This window comes from Pseudomonas sp. yb_2 (assembly GCF_043103905.1).
Lineage (GTDB): Bacteria > Pseudomonadota > Gammaproteobacteria > Pseudomonadales > Pseudomonadaceae > Aquipseudomonas > Aquipseudomonas alloputida.
The window spans coordinates 1-17,782 of sequence record NZ_JBICKH010000103.1 but is presented as its reverse complement, the minus strand read 5'-3'; the positions used below and the strand labels follow the sequence as shown (position 1 = coordinate 17,782).

Below are 17,782 nucleotides of genomic sequence, written 5' to 3'. Positions count from 1 at the left end.
CAGCAGCCCCCCGGCACCCCAGGCCAAAAATGAGGTTCCCAGGTGAAAAAGATCGCGCTGTTCGCCGATGTGCAGAACCTCTATTACACCGTGCGCCAGGCCCACGGCTGCCATTTCAACTACACCGCCCTGTGGGCCGATGTCAGCCGCGAAGGCCAGATCGTCGAGGCCGTGGCCTATGCCATCGACCGTGGCGACAGCAAACAGCAGCAGTTCCAGCAGATCTTGCGCAACCTCGGTTTCGATGTGCGCCTCAAACCGTTCATCCAGCGCAGTGATGGCTCGGCCAAAGGTGACTGGGATGTGGGCATTACCCTGGATGTGATCGACGCGGCCAGCCGGGTCGACCAGGTGGTGCTGGCCTCCGGCGACGGTGATTTCGACTTGCTGCTGGAGCGGGTAATCCAGCGCCATGGCACCGAAGCGGTGGTGTATGGCGTGCCGGGGCTGACGGCGTTGTCACTGATCCGTGCTGCCACCCGCTACGTGCCCATCGAAGGCGCGCTGTTGCTCAAACACTAAGGTCTTTTCATGGAACGTATCGCTGTCATCGACTTTGAAACCACCGGCATTTCCCCCGGTACCGGCTGCCGTGCCACCGAGGTGGCGGTGGTAATGCTTGAGGGTGGGCGCATTGTCGAGCGCTACCAGAGCCTGATGAACGCTGGCGTGCCGGTGCCGGCCTTCGTCGCAGGGCTGACCGGCATTACCACCGCCATGCTGCGCAGTGCGCCGCCGGTGGAGAAAGTGATGAACGAGGTGGCCGAGTTCGTCGGTGGCACCCCATTGTTGGCGCACAACGCTGCTTTCGACCAGAAGTTCTGGGACTACGAGCTTAGCCGTATTGGCCGCAGCCGCAGCCAGCCCTTCGCGTGTTCCCTGTTGCTGTCACGGCGCCTGCTGCCCGCCGCGCCGAACCACAAGCTGGGCACTTTGACACGCTGGGCTGGGTTGCCGGACACGGGGACCGCGCACCGGGCCATGGCCGATGCCGAAATGGCCGCCAACCTGCTGCAGTATCTGGCGGGTGTATTGCGCCAGGACCACGGGGTTCAGCAACTGTCGCACGAGCTGCTTTGCCGGCTGCAGAAAACCCCGGCTGCGAAGCTGCGCGAAGCGCTGGCCAAGTACTGCAGGGATTAGCCAGTGAACGTCGGGGGGAGGGTCGCCTACGTCGAACGCACCAGAATTGTGCCGCTCAATTGAACCCGTTCTGTAACGTCCCTTCACCCAGACAGGCCGTTAAACTGAGGCACCCGTAAACGGATTTCGAGTTTCCCCCATGCCTGCCTCCCGTCGTTTCCCGCTGCTGCTGATTGGCGCCTTCCTGGCCCTGTATCTGGTCTGGGGTTCTACTTACCTGTTCATTCGCATCGGCGTCGAGAGCTGGCCTCCGATGCTCATGGCCGGTGTGCGCTTCCTGATCGCCGGTGGCCTGCTGTACGGCTTCCTGCGTTGGCGCGGCGTGCCGGCCCCTACCTGGCCACAATGGCGGGCGGCAGGGGCGATCGGTTTCTTGTTGCTCAGCTGTGGCAACGGCGGGGTGACCGTGGCCGAGCATGCCGGCGTGGCTTCGGGCGTGGCGGCTTTGGCGGTGGCGACGGTGCCGCTGTTCACCTTGCTGTTCGGCCTGTTGTTCGGGCACCGCAATTCGAAGCTGGAGTGGGCGGGGATAGCCCTTGGGCTGGTGGGCATCGGCCTGCTGAACCTGGGCTCCAACCTGCAGGCAAGCCCGATAGGTGCAGCGCTGATCATCTTCGCGGCGGCGTCCTGGGCGTTTGGCTCGGTGTGGAGCAAGACCTTGCCGCTGCCCCAGGGGCCGATGGCCAGCGCAGCGGAAATGCTGGTCGGGGGTGCGGTGCTGTTGCTGGGCAGTGTGCTATCGGGCGAACGCATGACACAGCTGCCGACCGCCGCTGGCTGGGGGGCGCTGGCCTACCTGGTGTTCTTCGGCTCGATCCTGGCGTTCAGTGCCTACATGTACCTGCTCAAGCACGTGCGCCCGGCAGCGGCCACCAGCTACGCCTACGTCAACCCGGCGGTGGCGGTGCTGCTGGGTATCGTCTTTGCCGGTGAGCAGATTGGCGCTGAAGAGTGTGTGGCGATGGCAGTGATCATCGGCGCGGTGGTGCTGATCGGCCTGCCGCAGTGGCGCAAGGCGCCTGAACCTGTACAACCGTTGAAAGGTGAAATCTGCAAGTAGGCAGGGGCGATGCGGTAAACTTGCCGCCTTCGCTGAACCCCCTGACGGTATTGCCATGAATTTCGCCAAACTCGGCCTGATCGAACCGCTGCTGCGCACGCTGCAGCAACTGGACTACACCACCCCGACCCCGGTGCAGGCCAAAGCCATCCCCGCCGTGCTGGCCGGCCGCGACCTGATGGCCGCAGCCCAGACCGGTACCGGCAAGACCGCAGGCTTTGCCCTGCCTGTGCTGCAGCGCCTGGCGCTGGAGGGCGAGAAGGTGGCCAGCAACTCGATCCGCGCCTTGGTGCTGGTACCCACTCGCGAGCTGGCCGAGCAGGTGCACAACAACGTGCGCGAATACGCCGAGAACCTGCCGCTGACTACTTACGCGGTGTATGGCGGGGTCAGTATCAATCCACAGATGATGCGCCTGCGCCGGGGTGTCGACCTGCTGGTGGCTACCCCTGGCCGCTTGCTCGACCTGTTCCGGCAGAACGCCGTGAAGTTCAACCAGGTGCAGACCCTGGTGCTGGATGAAGCCGACCGCATGCTTGACCTGGGCTTTGCCGAAGAGCTGCAGTCGGTGTACGCGGCACTGCCGCGCAAGCGCCAGACGCTGCTGTTTTCCGCCACTTTCTCTGATCAGATTCGCATGCTGGCGGGGCTGGCGCTGAATGACCCGCTCAGTATCGAAGTGAGCCCGCGCAACGCCACGGCCACCAGCGTCAAGCAGTGGCTGGTGCCTGTGGACAAGAAGCGCAAGGCCGACCTGTTCTGCCACCTGCTGCGCAAGCAGCGCTGGAAGCAGGTGCTGGTGTTCGCCAAGACCCGCAATGGCGTCGATCAGCTGGTGGAGCGCTTGCTGGCCGAAGGCGTGAATGCCGACGGCATCCACGGTGATCGCCCACAGGCGACCCGCCAGCGTGCGCTGGACAGCTTCAAGGCCCGTGAGGTGCAAGTGCTGGTGGCGACCGATGTGGCGGCCCGCGGCCTGGATATCGATGACTTGCCGCTGGTCGTCAACCTCGACCTGCCGATCGTTGCCGAAGACTACGTGCACCGCATCGGGCGTACCGGGCGGGCGGGCAACAAGGGCGAGGCGATTTCGCTGGTGTGTGCGGATGAAGTGCAACTGCTGGCGGCTATCGAGGTGCTGACCCGGCAGACCCTGCCGCGTCATGAAGAGCCGGATTTCATCCCCGAGCACCGGGTGCCGATGACCGATGCCAGTGGGCAGGTTATCAAGAAACCGAAGAAGCCCAAGAAACCGAAAGAAAACAGCGCCAAGCGCGGGCTGGGGCGTTGGATGGACAGCACTGAAGCCGGCAGTGCGGAACCGGCGGTGAAGGCTGTACGCAAGGTGCCGAGCTTCAATGGTGGGCCGCGCAAGCGCAAGCCTTGAGGTTTTGGGGCCGCTTTGCGGCCCTTTCGCGACGCAAGGCCGCTCCCGCATGAGCCCGGCAATCTGTCAGGAAGCCCGCACCCAATCCGCCGCTGCCCGTCCGGCGCGCAAGCCGCTGGCAAAGCATGCTGTCAGCAGATAGCCCCCGGTCGGCGCCTCCCAGTCCAGCATTTCGCCGGCACAGAACACCCCCGGTATGCCCTTGACCATCAACCCCTCATCCAGGCCCTCGAAGCGTACTCCGCCGGCGCTGCTGATCGCTTCATCCAGCGGCCGTGTGCGTACCAGGGTGATGGGCAATGCCTTGATGGCCCGAGCCAACGCATCAACGTCGGCAAAGGTCGCCTGATCGGTCAGCTCGCGCAGCAGCGCCGCCTTGACCCCATCAATCCCCAGCTGGCTCTGCAGGTGCTTGGCCATGGAGCGTGAACCGCGGGGTTTGGCCAGCGCCTGGGCAATCTTGTCCACAGGCTTGTCCGGCAGCAGATCCAGCAACAGCACCCCGCGGCCTTCACGGTGGATGGCCTCGCGGACCGGTGCCGACCAGGCATACACCAGGCTGCCTTCCACGCCTTGAGCGGTGAGAATGAACTCGCCCTTGCGCGGTGCGCTGCCCGGGACGCTGAGGGCGATGTTCTTCAGCGGTGCGCCCGCGAACTTGTCCTTGAGTAGCGCGCTCCAGCCCGCTACTTCAAAACCGCAGTTGCTCGGCTGCAAAGGCGAGATATCCACAGCCCGTTCTGCCAGCAGCGGTTGCCAGCTGCCGTCAGAACCCAGGCGCGCCCAGCTGGCACCACCCAGCGCCAGCACCACGACCGAGGCTTTCACCTGACGCTCGCCCTGTGGATAAGCAATGCGCAAGCTGCCATCGGTGTTCCAGCCCAACCAGCGATGGCGGGTGTGGATAACTACCCCGTTGTCGCGCAGGCGCTTGAGCCAGGCACGCAGCAACGGTGCGGCTTTCATGTCGGTGGGGAACACCCGGCCGGAGGTGCCGACGAAGGTTTCGATGCCCAAACCATGAATCCACTGGCGCAGCGCGTCAGCATCGAAGTCGCGTAGCAGGGCCCCGATTTCGCCTTGGCGTTCGGCATAGCGTGCCACGAACGCCGGGTAGGGCTCGGAATGGGTGATGTTCATGCCGCCGACGCCCGCCAGCAGGAACTTGCGGCCCACTGAAGGCATGGCATCGAACACCTCGACCGCCAGGCCTGCCTTGGCCAGTGCTTCGGCAGCCATCAGGCCGGCGGGGCCGCCACCGATGACGACAGCGGGGGGAGGGGATGCGGGGGTCAGATCGGGCATGGTGGGCAGCAGGCTGTGGAAAAGAGGCGCATTCTACCGCAGCGCTGCCCATGGAAGCACTGATCAAAAAATAGCCAGTGTTATGCAGGCCTTGCCAGTAAAGGGCTACAGCGCCTTTCGCGCAGGTTATCCACAAGCGGTTCCACAGTCATTGTGAACAACCTATGACACGTGCCGCGCTGTGGTGAAGGATGCCGTGGCGTCTGGCCAAGGCTGTGCGGTCCTTGCTGTAGCCTCCGCCGATCACGCCCATCACCGGGATGTCGCGGCCCAGGCAGTGGCGCAGCACGGCTTCGTCACGGGCGGCAACGCCTGCGTCGGTCAGTTGCAGGTAGCCCAGGGCGTCGTCCTTGTGCACGTCGACACCGGCGTCATACAGCACCAGGTCGGGTTGATAAAGCGGCAACAGGTAGTTGAGGGCGTCGTCCACCACCTTCAGGTAGGCAGTGTCGCCCATGCCTCGGGGCAGGGGGATGTCCCAGTCGCTTTGTGCCTTGCGGGCGGGGAAGTTCTGCTCGCAGTGCAGCGACACGGTGATGGCCTCGGGCGTGTCGTGCAGGATGCGCGCGGTGCCGTCACCCTGGTGCACGTCGCAGTCGAAGATCAGCACCCGGTGTACCCGGCCTGCTTCCAGCAGGTAGCGGCTGATGACCGCCAGGTCGTTGAAAATGCAGAAGCCGGCGGGGTGGTCGTAATGGGCGTGGTGGGTGCCACCGGCGAGGTGGCAGGCGATGCCGTGCTGCAGCGCCATCTCGGCAGTCAGCAGTGAGCCACCGACAGCGCGCACGGTACGCCGGGCCAGGGCCTCGCTCCAGGGCAGGCCGAGGCGGCGCTGGTCCTCGCGCGACAGCTCGCCGTTCATGTAGCGCTCGATGTAGCTGCGGTCATGGGCCAGGGCGAGGATGTCGTTGGGGCAGATCTCCGGGCGCAGCAGGGCCTGGTCGGTGGTCAGCCCGCTGCCGACCAGGTGGTCGTGCAGCAGGCGGAACTTGTCCATCGGGAAGCGGTGTTCAGCGGGGAACTCCGGGCTGTAATCTTCGTGGTAGATCAGCGGCAACGGCATGGATGGGGTCGCAATCAGGGCCAGTGCTGATCTTGCCATGACGGGTGACTGCAATGGGAGTACCTGTTTCTTGCGCCGGTACCGCTCCCACAGAGGCTATTTTCCTGTGCTGGCCAATACGCGTTGCCAGTCCGGTTCGTTCAAGCGCCCCAGGATACGTGCCTTGCCATTGCCATCCACCGATACGAACAGGGCGCTGGCATAGTTGCTTTGACGTTCGCCGCCAGCAACGTGCTGCTGGCGGGCAAAGTGGTCGATGCAGCCGTTGTGAGTCACCAGCACCAGGTTGTAGCCCGCGCGTTTGTGTGCAAGCGCTTCGTTGGCGAACTGGCTGTCGCAGCTTTCGAGCCAGTCCTCGCTGGCCACCGCCTGACCCAGTATGAAGTGCGCGGTTTGCCGGGTGCGCAGTTTCGGGCTGCTGAGCAGGTCGGCTTTGTTCAGGCCCAGCTGGTGCAGCCCTTGGCCAACGCGGGCAGCGGCCTGGCTGCCGCTCAGGGTGATCCCCGTGGGGTCGTCCAGGCAGGGGCCGGGGGCGCTGTCGCAGCGTTCGGCGTGGCGGATCATCACGATCACCGCACCGTCGGCCCAGTCCTGCAGCAGGCCGCTGTCACTCAGTTGTTGCTCGTTGCCAAGGTCCACGATATGCGTCCTCGTCGCCAGCCAGGTGGTCAACGCCGCCACGACCATGCACAGGCCCAGGGCGGTTCCGACGGCTTTGCGAGTCAGGCGTCGCTTGCGCCGGGCATGAATGGCGGGGTGCCCCAGGGTGTTGCTAGATAGCATGCGTTGCTCCGTTGGCAGTGCCGCGGCTGGCGCGGTGGTGGATGGCGGCATCCTGCCAAGCGGCCTGTCGGGGGCCGGTGAAGGGCGTGTGAAAATTGCATTTGGCGGCTGCCGGCTGGGTGAAACCTGCGCCCGCGCCTACGCTGTAAACTGCAAGGCGGTAAACCGGAGCAGGCCCGATGACCCCCATCCTCGAACTGGAAAGCGCACGGCTGGTGCTGCGCCAATGGCATGACGATGACTTGCGCGAGTTCGCCGCACTGTGCGCCGACCCACAGGTGATGCGCTACTTTCCGGCGCCGCTGACGCGCGTTGAGGCGGCTGCGTTGATCGGCCGCGTGCGTGGGCATTTCAATGAGTACGGTTTTGGTTTGTGGGCCCTGGAGCGCAAGGACAGTGGCGCGTTCATCGGCATGACCGGGTTGCTCAATGTCAACTTCGACGCGCCTTTTGCCCCGGCGGTGGAAATCGGCTGGCGTCTGGCACGTCGCCACTGGGGCCTGGGCTTTGCCAGCGAGGCGGCGTGGACCTGCCTGCGTTGTGCTTTCGCCCAATTGCGCCTGGAAGAAGTGGTGTCGTTCACTAGCGAGAGCAACCTGCCGTCGCAGAAGGTGATGCAAGCCATCGGCATGCAGCAGGACCTGAACGGCAGCTTCGAACACCCCCGCCTGGCCGAGGGCCACCCGCTGCGCCCGCACGTGCTGTACCGCATCGACCGCGCACACTGGGAGCGCACCCTGCGCGCCTGAATGCACGGCCATGCCCGGCGCGAATGACAAACGCTGTATCATTTGCCTACTTGGAAGGCGCTTGCCCGTAACACGTTCAGCGCCTGTGAAATCGAGCGCCGCTCGGGCGGCGCATCGCGAGCTAGGCTCGCTCCTACGGAGAACCGCCGATGAGTCATGTGTTGGACGACCTGGTCGACCTGTTGAGCCTCGAATCCATCGAGGAGAACCTGTTCCGTGGACGTAGCCAGGACCTGGGCTTCCGCCAGCTTTACGGTGGCCAAGTGCTGGGCCAGTCGTTGTCGGCTGCCAGCCAGACAGTGGAGGACGCGCGCCATGTGCATTCGTTGCACGGCTACTTCCTGCGCCCGGGCGATGCCAGCCTTCCAGTGGTGTACTCGGTAGACCGCGTGCGCGATGGCGGCAGCTTCAGTACACGACGGGTGACGGCGATCCAGAAGGGCCAGACCATCTTCACCTGCAGTGCATCGTTCCAGTACGACGAGGAAGGGTTCGAGCACCAGGCGCAAATGCCTGAGGTGGTCGGCCCGGAAAACCTGCCCACCGAGGTGGAGCTGGCCCGCGCCATGGCCGACCAGTTGCCCGAGCGCATTCGCGACAAGGTGCTGTGTGCCAAGCCGATTGAGATCCGCCCGGTCACCGAGCGCGACCCGTTCAACCCCAAGCCGGGCGACCCGGTGAAGTACGCCTGGTTCCGCGCCGACGGCAACCTGCCTGACGTGCCTGCCCTGCACAAGTACATGCTGGCCTACGCCTCGGACTTCGGCCTGCTGACCACGGCGTTGCTGCCCCATGGCAAATCGGTGTGGCAGCGCGACATGCAGATCGCCAGCCTCGACCATTCGCTGTGGTTTCACGGCAACCTGCGCGCCGACGAGTGGCTGCTGTACGCCACCGACAGCCCCTGGGCGGGCAATTCTCGTGGTTTCAGCCGCGGCAGCATCTTCAACCAGGCCGGGCAACTGGTGGCGTCGTCGGCCCAGGAAGGCCTGATTCGCTATCGCAAGGACTGGGCATGAGCCTGGGCGAGGTGCGCAACTGGGTGTTCGACATGGACGGCACCCTGACCGTGGCCGTGCACGACTTCGCCGCCATTCGGGTGGCGCTGGACATCCCGGCCGAACACGACATCCTCACCCACCTAGCGGCCTTGCCGGCAGAGGAAGCGGCGGCCAAGCATGCCTGGTTGCTGGCGCACGAAAGGGACCTGGCAACGGCCTCCACGGCGGCCACCGGGGCGGTGGAGCTGGTGCGCGAGTTGGCCGGGCGCGGGTGCCGGCTGGGTATTCTGACCCGCAATGCGCGTGAGCTGGCGCATGTAACGCTGGAGGCCATCGGCCTGGCGGACTGCTTCCCGGTGGAACACATTCTCGGGCGTGACGAGGCTGCGCCCAAGCCGAGCCCGGATGGGCTGCTGAAGATTGCCAGCGCCTGGGGCGTGACGCCGAGCGAACTGGTGATGGTGGGGGATTACCGCTTTGACCTGGACTGTGGGCGGGCGGCGGGGGCGCGCACGGTGCTGGTGAACCTGCCGGACAACCCCTGGCCAGAGCTGGTGGATTGGCATGCGGCGGATTGCCGGGCGCTGAAGGTGATGCTGGGCTGACGCTTGTGTTGGCAATGCGGGCCTCTTCGCGGGCATGCCCGCTCCCACAGGTATTGCGCAAGTCTCGGGTCCTTTGGTGCCCCTGTGGGAGCGGGCGTGCCCGCGAAAGGGCCGGATCTGTCTATGCTCAACCCCATTCTTTGCTCTGATACGGAGACCCACCCATGAGCAGCAAGGCCATCTACGTACAACCCGGCGGCGGCTACGACAAGGTCGAGGTCGGCACCTGCGAGGCCCAGGCCCCCCAGGCCGGCGAGATTACCGTGCGCCTGCACGCCAGTTCCCTCAACTACCACGATTTTGCCGTGGTCAGCGGCATGTGGGGCCCGAGCGAGCGGCGCATCCCCATGGCCGATGGCGCCGGCGAGGTGGTTGCGGTGGGGGCTGGCGTCACTGAGTTCCAGGTCGGCGACAATGTGGTCAGCACCTTCTTCCCCGACTGGCTCGATGGCCAGGCCAACGTCGAGGGCTTTGCCCGGGTGCCCGGCGACGGCATCGATGGCTACGCCCGTGAACAGGTGACTGCCCGCGCCACCGCCTTCACCCTGGCACCCCAGGGTTTCAGCCATGCCGAGGCTGCCACCCTGACCACCGCCGGCCTTACCGCCTGGCGGGCGCTGATGAGCGATGATCACCTCAAGCCCGGCGACACGGTGCTGGTGCAAGGTACCGGCGGTGTGTCGATTTTCGCCCTGCAGTTCGCCAAGCTGGCGGGCGCGACCGTGATCGCCACCTCGTCCAGCGATGCCAAGCTGGAGCGCCTGAAGGCCCTGGGTGCCGACCACCTGATCAACTACAAGAGCACCCCGGCCTGGGGTGAGAAGGTGCGCGAGCTGACAGGCAACCGCGGTGTCGATCATGTGATTGAAGTGGGCGGCCCGGCGACACTGGAGCAGTCGATGATTGCTGCGCGCATTGGCGGGCATGTTTCGCTGATCGGCATCCTTACCGGGGTGGCCGGGCAGTTGCCGCTGGTGCAGGCGCTGGTGCGGCAGATTCGGCTGCAAGGGGTGCTGGTTGGCAGCCGAGCGCAGCAGCAGGCGATGGTGCGGGCGATCGACGCCAACGGCCTGCGGCCGGTGGTGGACAAGCATTTCGAGCTGGAACAGATCGTCGAGGCGTTCCGTTACCAGGAGAGCAACCGGCATTTCGGCAAGATCTGCCTGACCTGGTGAAGTGAGGGCAGGGTAGCTGGATGTAACGGCCCACCCTGCACGCCAATATACTCGTCTTACACTGCCTGACAGTCAGTCCGGCAGTAGCCGGTCGCGGCTGTTGGACAGGTGCAGGCACACTGCCGCCCGCGCGGCATCCGGGTCTTGTCGGCGAATGGCATTGAGGATCGCCTCATGCTCCAGGTTGGCCAGGTACGCTTGCCGCGCCAGCTTGGCCCCCGCGCGCTCGGCCAGGGCCATGCGGTTGCGCGGGATCAGGCCGTTACCCAGTTGCAGCAGCATCTCGGTGAAATACAGATTGCCGGTGGCCTCGGCAATCAGCAGGTGAAAGCGCCGGTCGGCTTCGATGCAGCTGTCGCCGGCAGCGGCCAGGTCCTGATAGTCATCCAGCGCCTGGCGCATGCGCGCCAGTTGCCCCTCATCACGACGCAGTGCGGCCAGCGCGGCAGCCTGGCCCTCAAGGCCAATACGCAGCTCCAGCAGATCGCGCACATTCGCCGCGCTCTCCGCCGCAACGCGCAGGCCGGCCTGGGCCTGGCGTTCCATCACGAACGTACCGATCCCGTGGCGCGGCTCCACCAGCCCAGAGGCCTGCAGCTTCGACAAGGCTTCGCGAACCACCGTGCGGCTGACCCCGTGCTCGCGCACCAAGGTGTTTTCCGAAGGCAGTTTGTCGCCTGGTTTGAAGGTGCCCAGCAAAATCTGCTGGGTCAGGCTGGAAACCAGGTCGTGGGCACGGCTGTGGCCGCGTTTGCGCGCGTGTTCGGGTTCCATGTGTGATCCGGTTCTTGATTGGCTTGTACGACAAGTTAATCGATAGAAATATTTTTTGCCGATTTTTCGCGCATCCAATTCAGCATGTAGTTGAGCTGTTTTTGCGCGTTAGGATCAAATTGGCATTATGGCAGCTTGTATTTTGCTATTTTGCCGACGTTAATGATCTTGTCGTACAACCTCGCTGCGAATAAGCTCCTCCCTACTGCCATGTCAGACAACCCGACCCGCACAAAAACAATTAGTGGGAGATCCGCAAGTGAACGACACCCTCGCTCCGTCTGCCCGGCATGAAGGCGACGCGTTGGCCAGTGCCGTGGCCAAGGTCAAGCGCCACGTCCTGCCGCTGTTCGTCATCATGTTCATCGTCAACTACCTCGACCGCGTCAACATTGGCTTCGTCCGCCCGCACCTGGAAAGCGACCTGGGCATCAGCGCTGCGGCCTATGGCTTTGGTGCCGGGCTGTTCTTCATCGGTTACGCGCTGTTCGAAGTCCCTTCGAACATGCTGCTGCAAAAGGTCGGTGCCCGGCTGTGGCTGACCCGTATCATGTTCACCTGGGGGCTGGTGGCCACGGCCATGGCCTTCGTGCAGAACGAAACCCAGTTCTACGTGCTGCGTTTTCTGCTCGGTGTTGCCGAAGCAGGCTTCTTTCCTGGAGTGATCTACTACTTCACCCGCTGGCTGCCGGCGGCAGAACGCGGCAAGGCGATTGCCATCTTCCTCAGTGGCTCGGCGCTGGCTTCGTTGATTTCCGGGCCGCTGGCCGGGGCGTTGATGCAGATCCAGGGCCTGGGCCTGCATGGCTGGCAGTGGATGCTGTTCATTGAAGGCATGGCCTCGGTGGCGCTGTGCTTCTTTGTGTTCTTCTGGCTCGACTCGAAGCCGCAGGACGCCAAGTGGCTGAGCAAGGCCGAGCAGGACGCGCTAGTCGCCACCATCGACCGCGAGCAGCAAGCGCGTGAGGCCATCGGCGCGGTCAGGCCGTCGGCCTGGAGCCTGCTCAAGGACCGCCAGATCGTGCTGTTCTGCCTGATCTACTTCTGCATCCAGCTGACCATCTATGCCGCCACCTTCTGGCTGCCCAGCATCATCAAGCGCATGGGCGACCTCAGTGACATGCAAGTCGGTTTCTTCAACTCGATCCCTTGGCTGATCTCGATCCTGGCCATGTACGCCTTCGCCGCCGGTTCCGCGCGCTGGAAGTTCCAGCAGGCCTGGGTGGCAGGCGCCCTGCTGGTTGCTGCCACGGGCATGTTCATGTCCACCACGGGTGGGCCGGTGTTCGCCTTCGTCGCCGTGTGCTTCGCCGCGATCGGCTTCAAGTCAGCGTCGTCACTGTTCTGGCCGATCCCCCAGGGCTACCTGGACGCCCGCATCGCTGCGGCGGTGATTGCCCTGATCAACTCGGTCGGCAACCTCGGCGGTTTCGTTGCCCCCACCACCTTCGGCTTGCTGGAGCAGCAGACCGGTTCGATCCAGGGCGGGCTGTACGGCCTGGCGGTGACCTCGGTGCTGGCGGCGATTGCCATCTTCTTCGTACGCACTCGCCCCAAGGGCGCCCCTTCCGATGACCTCATGGCCCCTTCGGCCCTGGGCCAGACCCACTGATGACTGCGAGACAACCCTCATGAATATGCAGACCCTTCACACCAGCACCCCGGTGGTCGCCGACCTGCGCGTGGTCCCCGTGGCCGGCCATGACAGCATGCTGCTCAACCTCAGTGGCGCCCATGGTCCGTTCTTCACCCGCAACGTGGTGGTGCTGCGCGACAGCGCCGGCAATACCGGCCTGGGCGAAGTGCCCGGCGGCGAGAAGATTCGCCAGACCCTGGAGGACGCCCGCAGCCTGGTGGTCGGCCAGCCGATCGGCCATTACCAGCGCGTGCTCAATGCCATGCGCCAGACCTTCGCCAACCGCGACTCGGCGGGCCGCGGCCTGCAGACCTTCGACCTGCGCATCACCGTGCATGCGGTGACGGCCATCGAGTCGGCGTTGCTCGACCTGCTCGGCCAACACCTGAACGTGCCGATGGCAGCATTGTTGGGCGAGGGGCAGCAACGCGATGCGGTGAAGATGCTCGGCTATCTGTTCTACATCGGCGACCGTCAGCAGACCGACCTGGCCTACCGCAACGAAGCCGACAGCGATGACGACTGGTTCCGCCTGCGCCATGAAAAGGCCCTGACCCCGGAAGCAGTGGTGCGGCTGGCCGAGGCCGCTAAGGCGCGCTATGGCTTCAGCGACTTCAAGCTCAAGGGCGGCGTGCTGCGCGGTGAAGAAGAGATGGAGGCTGTGACAGCGCTGGCCGAACGCTTCCCCGAAGCGCGCATCACGCTCGACCCCAATGGCGCGTGGTCGCTGAAGGAGGCCATCGCCCTGTGCCGTGACAAGCACGATGTGCTGGCCTACGCCGAAGACCCGTGCGGCGCCGAGAACGGTTACTCGGGCCGCGAGGTGATGGCCGAGTTCCGCCGCGCCACCGGGCTGCCCACCGCGACCAACATGATCGCTACCGACTGGCGACAGATGGGCCATGCCATTCAGTTACAGTCGGTGGACATTCCGCTGGCCGACCCGCACTTCTGGACCTTGCAGGGTTCGGTACGGGTGGCGCAGATGTGCAACGACTGGGGCCTGACGTGGGGGTCGCACTCGAACAACCACTTCGACATTTCGCTGGCGATGTTCACCCAGGTGGCGGCTGCTGCGCCGGGGGATATCACTGCGATCGATACGCACTGGATCTGGCAGGATGGCCAGCGGCTGACGCGTGATCCGCTGCGCGTTGTCGATGGGCATGTGCGGGTACCGGCGCGGCCGGGCCTGGGCGTGGAACTGGACGAAGACCAGCTGGCCAAGGCCCATGAGTGCTACCGCAACATGGGGCTGGGTGCGCGGGATGACAGCGTGGCGATGCAGTTCCTGATTCCGGGTTGGAGCTTCGATAACAAACGGCCTTGCCTGGTACGGTAAGGCGGCTGGCCGCTTCCACCGGGATTGCGCAAGATTCTAGAAATTGAGCAAGCCAGTTGTTTCCCCAGGTACTGCATCAGCCTCAAGCCTGCGGGGGCACCTGTGGGAGCGGGCTTGTCCCGCGAAGAATTCAACACAGTGCATGGCACCGGCTCCGCCGGTGTTCGCGGCTAAAGCCACTCCCACAGGGATTGCACCTGGCTTCAGGCTGGTGTGGGGCCTGTGGGGGTGGCAGCCCTCAAGCGGCTTCAAAAAAGGCCCGCGCCATTGCAACGAAAGACCCCAGCACCGGGTTGGGGTTGTCCCGGCAGAACGCCAGGAAGATTTCTGCCTGTTGCTCCATCCCCTCCAACGGCCGGAATACCACCTGCTCCAGGCGCAGTGCCTGGGCAGAGGCCGGCACCACGGCACAGCCCAGTCCCACATTGACCAGGCCCAGAATCGAATGAGTCTGACCCAACTGGTGCAGGTAGCGCGGCTGCACTTCGTGCCGCGCAAACAGGTTGGCAATACGGTCATGGAAGTACCGCCCTTCGTTGGCGCTGTACATCACGAACGGCTGCTGGTCGAAGTCGCTGGGTGTCAGCCGTTCGTGGTTCGCCAGCGCGTGCCCGGCGGGCAGGGCGGCGACGAAGGGCTCGCGGTGGATTGGCAAGTACTCCACCCGCGCGCTGGGCAGTACCTGGCGCACCAGCCCGACATCGATCAGCCCTGCTTCCAGGTCATGCACCTGAGTGCTGGAGACGCGCTCGCTGAGCACCAGCTCGATGTCCGGCAGCGTCTGCCCGGCGTGCACCAGCAAACGGGGGACCATGCTGTACGCCCCAACGGCGGTGAAACCCAGGGTCAGGCGGCCTGCTTCGCCGTGGGCGATGCGCCGCGCGGAGTGGCTGGCTGATTCGGCAATCTGCAAAATGCGCCGGGCATCCTCGAGGAAGCTCGCGCCCGCCAGGGTGAGCCGCGCCTGACGGTTGTTGCGCTCGAGCAGCAGCACACCCAAGGCATGCTCCAGCAGCTGGATCTGGCGGCTAAGGGGTGGCTGGGTCATGTGCAGGCGGGTGGCAGCGCGACCGAAATGCAGCTCTTCGGCCACGGCCACGAAGCAACGCAGCTGGTGCAATTCCATGATTCAAATCCTGAATTATTCAATCCAGCATCTATATTAGACCTGTATCAAATGCAGGCCTAGCATCGACTCATGTCTTCTCAATGCCGGAAGCCCGCGATGACTCACACCCCGATTGAAGTGCTGCTGACCCAGCCCGTACCCGAGGCGATCGATGCCCAACTGGTCAGCGCCTACCACGTGCATCGGTTGTACCAACAGCACAACCCGCAACAGCTGCTGGACGAAGCCGCACCGCGCATCCGCGGCGTGGTCACCGGCGGTGCCAAAGGCCTGTCTACCGCGCTGATGGACCAGTTGCCTGCCCTTGAGATCATCGCCATCAGTGGCATCGGTACCGATGCGGTGGATCTGCGCCATGCGGCCAGCCGCGGCATCCATGTCACCACCACCCCGGGGGTGTTGACGGCTGACGTTGCCGACCTGGCCATGGGGTTGATCATCAGCAGCCTGCGTCGCCTGGGCGAGGGGGAGCGGCTGGTGCGCGATGGCTTGTGGGGCAAGGTCGACCTGCCGCTGGCGCACAGGGTCAGTGGCTGCGCGCTGGGCATCGTCGGCCTTGGCCAGGTGGGCAAGGCCATCGCTCGCCGTGCCGCCGCCTTCGACATGAGCATCGCCTACAACGGCCGGCGCGAGCAGCCAGAAACGGGCTATCGCTATGAGCCGGATCTGGTTGAGTTGGCGCGCTCGGTGGATGTCCTGGTCGTGGCCGCTTCTGCTGACGGCGGGCAAGTGCTGGTGACGGCCGAGGTGCTGGAGGCGCTGGGGCCACAGGGTTACCTGGTCAATGTGGCACGTGGCAAGTTGGTCGATGAAGACGCGCTGGTGGAAGCGTTGCGCGAGCAGCGGATCGCCGGGGCAGGGCTGGATGTATTTGTCGATGAACCACGGGTGCCGCCGGCATTGCTGGACCTGAACCAGGTCAGCCTGCAACCGCACCGGGGCAGCGCGACGCTGCAGACCCGACTGGAGATGGGGCGCATGGTGCTGGACAACCTTCAGGCCTGTTTCCGAGGTGAAGTGCCACCGAATCGGGTGATCGACAGTTAGCCCCCTTTCGCGGGTACAGGTACTACAAGGCCCTTGCGGCCACCCCTTCTGCGTACAAGAACAATCGCTTCCATCGAGAAGCAAGAGGGTCCACATGAACAGCAAATCCGCCGTTGCCGCACCGCAGGCCGTGGCCGGGATCGGTCGCCATCGCTTCCTGGTGCTGGCGCTGATCTTCGTCATTACCGTCATCAACTACGCCGACCGCGCCACCTTGTCGATCACCGGCACCGAGGTGCTCAAGGACCTGGGGCTCGATCCGGTCATGCTGGGCATGATCTTTTCTGCCTTCGCCTGGGCCTACGCCCTCGGCCAAGTGCCGGGGGGCTGGCTGCTCGATCGCTTCGGTGCCCGCCGCGTGTACGGTATCAGCCTGATCCTCTGGTCGCTGTTTACCTTGCTGCAAGGCACTGTGGGCTGGATGGGGCTGGCCGGCGTCTCGGCAGCGGTGGCACTGTTTTCAATGCGCTTCATGCTTGGGCTGGTGGAGTCGCCGGCCTTCCCGGCCAACTCGCGCATCGTCAGCTGTTGGTTCCCCACCCAGGAGCGTGGCACTGCATCAGCACTGTTCAATTCGGCGCAGTACATGGCGGTGGTGGTGTTCGCCCCCTTGATGGCATGGATGACCCATGCAATGAGCTGGGAGCAGGTGTTCATCTGGATGGGGCTTCTGGGCTTGCTGCTGAGCCTGTTCTGGTTCCGCTTGTACCATGAGCCCCACAGCGCACCTGGGTTGAGCCGTGAAGAGCTGGAATACATGCGCGAAGGTGGCGCCCTGGTCGACCTGGAAAAGGAACGCAAGGCTGCCAAGAGCAAGCCGACCCGGGCAGAGCTTGCGCAACTGTTCACCAGCCGCAACCTGTGGGCGGTGTACCTTGGCCAGTACTGCATCACTGCGCTGACTTACTTCTTCATCACCTGGTTCCCGATCTACCTGATCAAGGGCCGTGGCATGACCATCATGGAGGCCGGCTGGGTGGCCGCACTGCCGGCAATCTGTGGTTTCACTGGCGGTATTCTGGGTGGCTTCGTATCCGACTGGCTGATCCGCCGTGGCGTGCACCCGTCCAGGGCGCGCAAGACCCCGTTCATCATCGGCATGGGGCTGTCCACCAGCCTGGTGCTGGCCAACTATGTGGATGGCAACGCGGCGGTCATAGCCCTGATGACCCTGGCGTTCTTCGGCAAGGGCCTGGCTGCGGTGGGCTGGGCGGTGCTGTCGGACGTGGCGCCGAAGAAGATGGTCGGCCTGTGCGGTGGCGTGTTCAATGGCATCGGCAACATTGCCGGCATCGTCACCCCGCTGGTGATTGGTTACGTGGTTGCCAGCACCGGCTCGTTCCACAACGCACTCTGGTTCGTGGCCGCCCATGGCGTGCTGGGGATCCTCGCTTACCTGTTGCTGGCCAGGCGCTTCGAGCGTACCGGGCAGGCGTAGGCAGACGCCTTGGCAACAGAGGCCCCGGGAAACCGGGGCTTTTTTGTGTGCGCCAGGCATGGCGCGTTGCGCGTAAGCGCAACCCGCTTGGTTGTGGTGGCCAAGTGGGTGACTTGGAGGTGAAAGTCCTCTACACACCCGGCAA

General features: G+C 64.5%; 17 protein-coding genes. 12 read left to right on the top strand and 5 right to left on the bottom strand.

The features are described from left to right. The first annotated feature begins 42 nt into the window (after positions 1-42). The 4 genes from ACF8FB_RS26595 (at position 43) to ACF8FB_RS26580 (ending at position 3,590) form a co-directional block, all read left to right on the top strand. Positions 43-522, top strand: coding sequence for an NYN domain-containing protein (locus tag ACF8FB_RS26595; RefSeq protein ID WP_004576858.1), 480 nt, complete (start codon positions 43-45; stop codon positions 520-522). 9 nt (positions 523-531) lie between these two features. Beyond that, complete coding sequence (locus ACF8FB_RS26590; protein WP_392510551.1) at positions 532-1,143, top strand: PolC-type DNA polymerase III; 612 nt, start codon at positions 532-534, stop codon at positions 1,141-1,143. 139 nt (positions 1,144-1,282) lie between these two features. Beyond that, the gene (yedA, locus tag ACF8FB_RS26585; RefSeq protein WP_004576856.1) at positions 1,283-2,203 is read left to right on the top strand and encodes a drug/metabolite exporter YedA; all 921 of its coding nucleotides are present in this window, start codon (positions 1,283-1,285) and stop codon (positions 2,201-2,203) included. Between the two features lie 55 nt (positions 2,204-2,258). Continuing rightward, a complete protein-coding gene (locus tag ACF8FB_RS26580; protein ID WP_350298540.1) occupies positions 2,259-3,590 on the top strand; it encodes a DEAD/DEAH box helicase in 1,332 nt (443 codons plus the stop codon). A gap of 66 nt (positions 3,591-3,656) precedes the next feature. On the opposite strand, the gene ACF8FB_RS26575 is transcribed toward ACF8FB_RS26580, so the two are convergent. From ACF8FB_RS26575 to ACF8FB_RS26565, 3 genes are all read right to left on the bottom strand, one after another. Further along, entirely contained in the window at positions 3,657-4,895 is a 1,239-nt protein-coding gene (locus ACF8FB_RS26575) for a TIGR03862 family flavoprotein (RefSeq protein WP_392510550.1), read from the bottom strand. Between the two features lie 148 nt (positions 4,896-5,043). Continuing rightward, positions 5,044-5,958 (bottom strand): histone deacetylase, encoded by a 915-nt coding sequence (locus ACF8FB_RS26570; RefSeq protein ID WP_350298803.1) that lies wholly within the window; start codon positions 5,956-5,958, stop codon positions 5,044-5,046. Positions 5,959-6,054: 96 nt separating this feature from the next. Then, entirely contained in the window at positions 6,055-6,741 is a 687-nt protein-coding gene (locus ACF8FB_RS26565) for a histidine phosphatase family protein (protein WP_392510549.1), read from the bottom strand. 179 nt (positions 6,742-6,920) lie between these two features. On the opposite strand from ACF8FB_RS26565, the gene ACF8FB_RS26560 reads away from it, so the two are divergent. The 4 genes from ACF8FB_RS26560 to ACF8FB_RS26545 all read left to right on the top strand — a co-directional run bounded on the left by ACF8FB_RS26560 (position 6,921) and on the right by ACF8FB_RS26545 (position 10,271). Continuing rightward, the gene (locus ACF8FB_RS26560; RefSeq protein WP_086977129.1) at positions 6,921-7,490 is read left to right on the top strand and encodes a GNAT family N-acetyltransferase; all 570 of its coding nucleotides are present in this window, start codon (positions 6,921-6,923) and stop codon (positions 7,488-7,490) included. A 149-nt stretch (positions 7,491-7,639) separates the two neighbouring features. Next, positions 7,640-8,509, top strand: a complete 870-nt coding sequence (gene tesB / locus ACF8FB_RS26555; RefSeq protein WP_392510548.1) for an acyl-CoA thioesterase II — start codon at positions 7,640-7,642, stop codon at positions 8,507-8,509. After that, positions 8,506-9,096 carry an HAD family hydrolase gene (locus ACF8FB_RS26550; protein ID WP_392510547.1) on the top strand — a complete coding sequence of 197 codons (591 nt, stop codon included), beginning with the start codon at positions 8,506-8,508 and terminating at the stop codon, positions 9,094-9,096. The genes tesB and ACF8FB_RS26550 overlap by 4 nt, the downstream gene beginning before the upstream one ends. Positions 9,097-9,260: 164 nt before the next feature. Continuing rightward, the gene (locus tag ACF8FB_RS26545; RefSeq protein ID WP_010955388.1) at positions 9,261-10,271 is read left to right on the top strand and encodes an NAD(P)-dependent alcohol dehydrogenase; all 1,011 of its coding nucleotides are present in this window, start codon (positions 9,261-9,263) and stop codon (positions 10,269-10,271) included. Positions 10,272-10,343: 72 nt separating this feature from the next. On the opposite strand, the gene ACF8FB_RS26540 is transcribed toward ACF8FB_RS26545, so the two are convergent. Then, positions 10,344-11,045: a FadR/GntR family transcriptional regulator gene (locus ACF8FB_RS26540; protein WP_003249857.1), complete on the bottom strand. Its 702-nt coding sequence runs from the start codon at positions 11,043-11,045 to the stop codon at positions 10,344-10,346. 259 nt (positions 11,046-11,304) lie between these two features. Here ACF8FB_RS26540 and ACF8FB_RS26535 point away from each other — a divergent pair, with 259 nt between their 5' ends. Together ACF8FB_RS26535 and gudD are read left to right on the top strand one after the other, a co-directional pair. Then, complete coding sequence (locus ACF8FB_RS26535) at positions 11,305-12,657, top strand: MFS transporter (protein WP_392510546.1); 1,353 nt, start codon at positions 11,305-11,307, stop codon at positions 12,655-12,657. A 19-nt stretch (positions 12,658-12,676) separates the two neighbouring features. Next, positions 12,677-14,023 (top strand): glucarate dehydratase, encoded by a 1,347-nt coding sequence (gene gudD / locus ACF8FB_RS26530; RefSeq protein WP_392510545.1) that lies wholly within the window; start codon positions 12,677-12,679, stop codon positions 14,021-14,023. Between the two features lie 238 nt (positions 14,024-14,261). Here gudD and ACF8FB_RS26525 read toward each other — a convergent pair whose 3' ends face one another. After that, positions 14,262-15,149 carry a LysR substrate-binding domain-containing protein gene (locus ACF8FB_RS26525; protein WP_014754542.1) on the bottom strand — a complete coding sequence of 296 codons (888 nt, stop codon included), beginning with the start codon at positions 15,147-15,149 and terminating at the stop codon, positions 14,262-14,264. A 99-nt stretch (positions 15,150-15,248) separates the two neighbouring features. On the opposite strand from ACF8FB_RS26525, the gene ACF8FB_RS26520 reads away from it, so the two are divergent. Together ACF8FB_RS26520 and ACF8FB_RS26515 are read left to right on the top strand one after the other, a co-directional pair. Continuing rightward, on the top strand, positions 15,249-16,199 hold the full coding sequence (locus ACF8FB_RS26520; RefSeq protein WP_392510544.1) for a 2-hydroxyacid dehydrogenase: 951 nt from the start codon (positions 15,249-15,251) through the stop codon (positions 16,197-16,199). A 94-nt stretch (positions 16,200-16,293) separates the two neighbouring features. Next, positions 16,294-17,637 carry an MFS transporter gene (locus ACF8FB_RS26515; RefSeq protein WP_014754540.1) on the top strand — a complete coding sequence of 448 codons (1,344 nt, stop codon included), beginning with the start codon at positions 16,294-16,296 and terminating at the stop codon, positions 17,635-17,637. Positions 17,638-17,782: the final 145 nt, after the last annotated feature.

Bases quoted from the DNA above. Each gene is read 5' to 3' on its own strand.
- yedA (WP_004576856.1), top strand. From the start codon at position 1,283: ATGCCTGCCTCCCGTCGTTTCCCGCTGCTGCTGATTGGCGCCTTCCTG.
- ACF8FB_RS26560 (WP_086977129.1), top strand. From the start codon at position 6,921: ATGACCCCCATCCTCGAACTGGAAAGCGCACGGCTGGTGCTGCGCCAA.
- ACF8FB_RS26515 (WP_014754540.1), top strand. From the start codon at position 16,294: ATGAACAGCAAATCCGCCGTTGCCGCACCGCAGGCCGTGGCCGGGATC.
- ACF8FB_RS26550 (WP_392510547.1), top strand. From the start codon at position 8,506: ATGAGCCTGGGCGAGGTGCGCAACTGGGTGTTCGACATGGACGGCACC.
- ACF8FB_RS26525 (WP_014754542.1), bottom strand. From the start codon at position 15,149: ATGGAATTGCACCAGCTGCGTTGCTTCGTGGCCGTGGCCGAAGAGCTG.
- ACF8FB_RS26580 (WP_350298540.1), top strand. From the start codon at position 2,259: ATGAATTTCGCCAAACTCGGCCTGATCGAACCGCTGCTGCGCACGCTG.
- gudD (WP_392510545.1), top strand. From the start codon at position 12,677: ATGAATATGCAGACCCTTCACACCAGCACCCCGGTGGTCGCCGACCTG.
- tesB (WP_392510548.1), top strand. From the start codon at position 7,640: ATGAGTCATGTGTTGGACGACCTGGTCGACCTGTTGAGCCTCGAATCC.
- ACF8FB_RS26575 (WP_392510550.1), bottom strand. From the start codon at position 4,895: ATGCCCGATCTGACCCCCGCATCCCCTCCCCCCGCTGTCGTCATCGGT.
- ACF8FB_RS26545 (WP_010955388.1), top strand. From the start codon at position 9,261: ATGAGCAGCAAGGCCATCTACGTACAACCCGGCGGCGGCTACGACAAG.
- ACF8FB_RS26565 (WP_392510549.1), bottom strand. From the start codon at position 6,741: ATGCTATCTAGCAACACCCTGGGGCACCCCGCCATTCATGCCCGGCGC.
- ACF8FB_RS26540 (WP_003249857.1), bottom strand. From the start codon at position 11,045: ATGGAACCCGAACACGCGCGCAAACGCGGCCACAGCCGTGCCCACGAC.
- ACF8FB_RS26570 (WP_350298803.1), bottom strand. From the start codon at position 5,958: ATGCCGTTGCCGCTGATCTACCACGAAGATTACAGCCCGGAGTTCCCC.
- ACF8FB_RS26590 (WP_392510551.1), top strand. From the start codon at position 532: ATGGAACGTATCGCTGTCATCGACTTTGAAACCACCGGCATTTCCCCC.
- ACF8FB_RS26520 (WP_392510544.1), top strand. From the start codon at position 15,249: ATGACTCACACCCCGATTGAAGTGCTGCTGACCCAGCCCGTACCCGAG.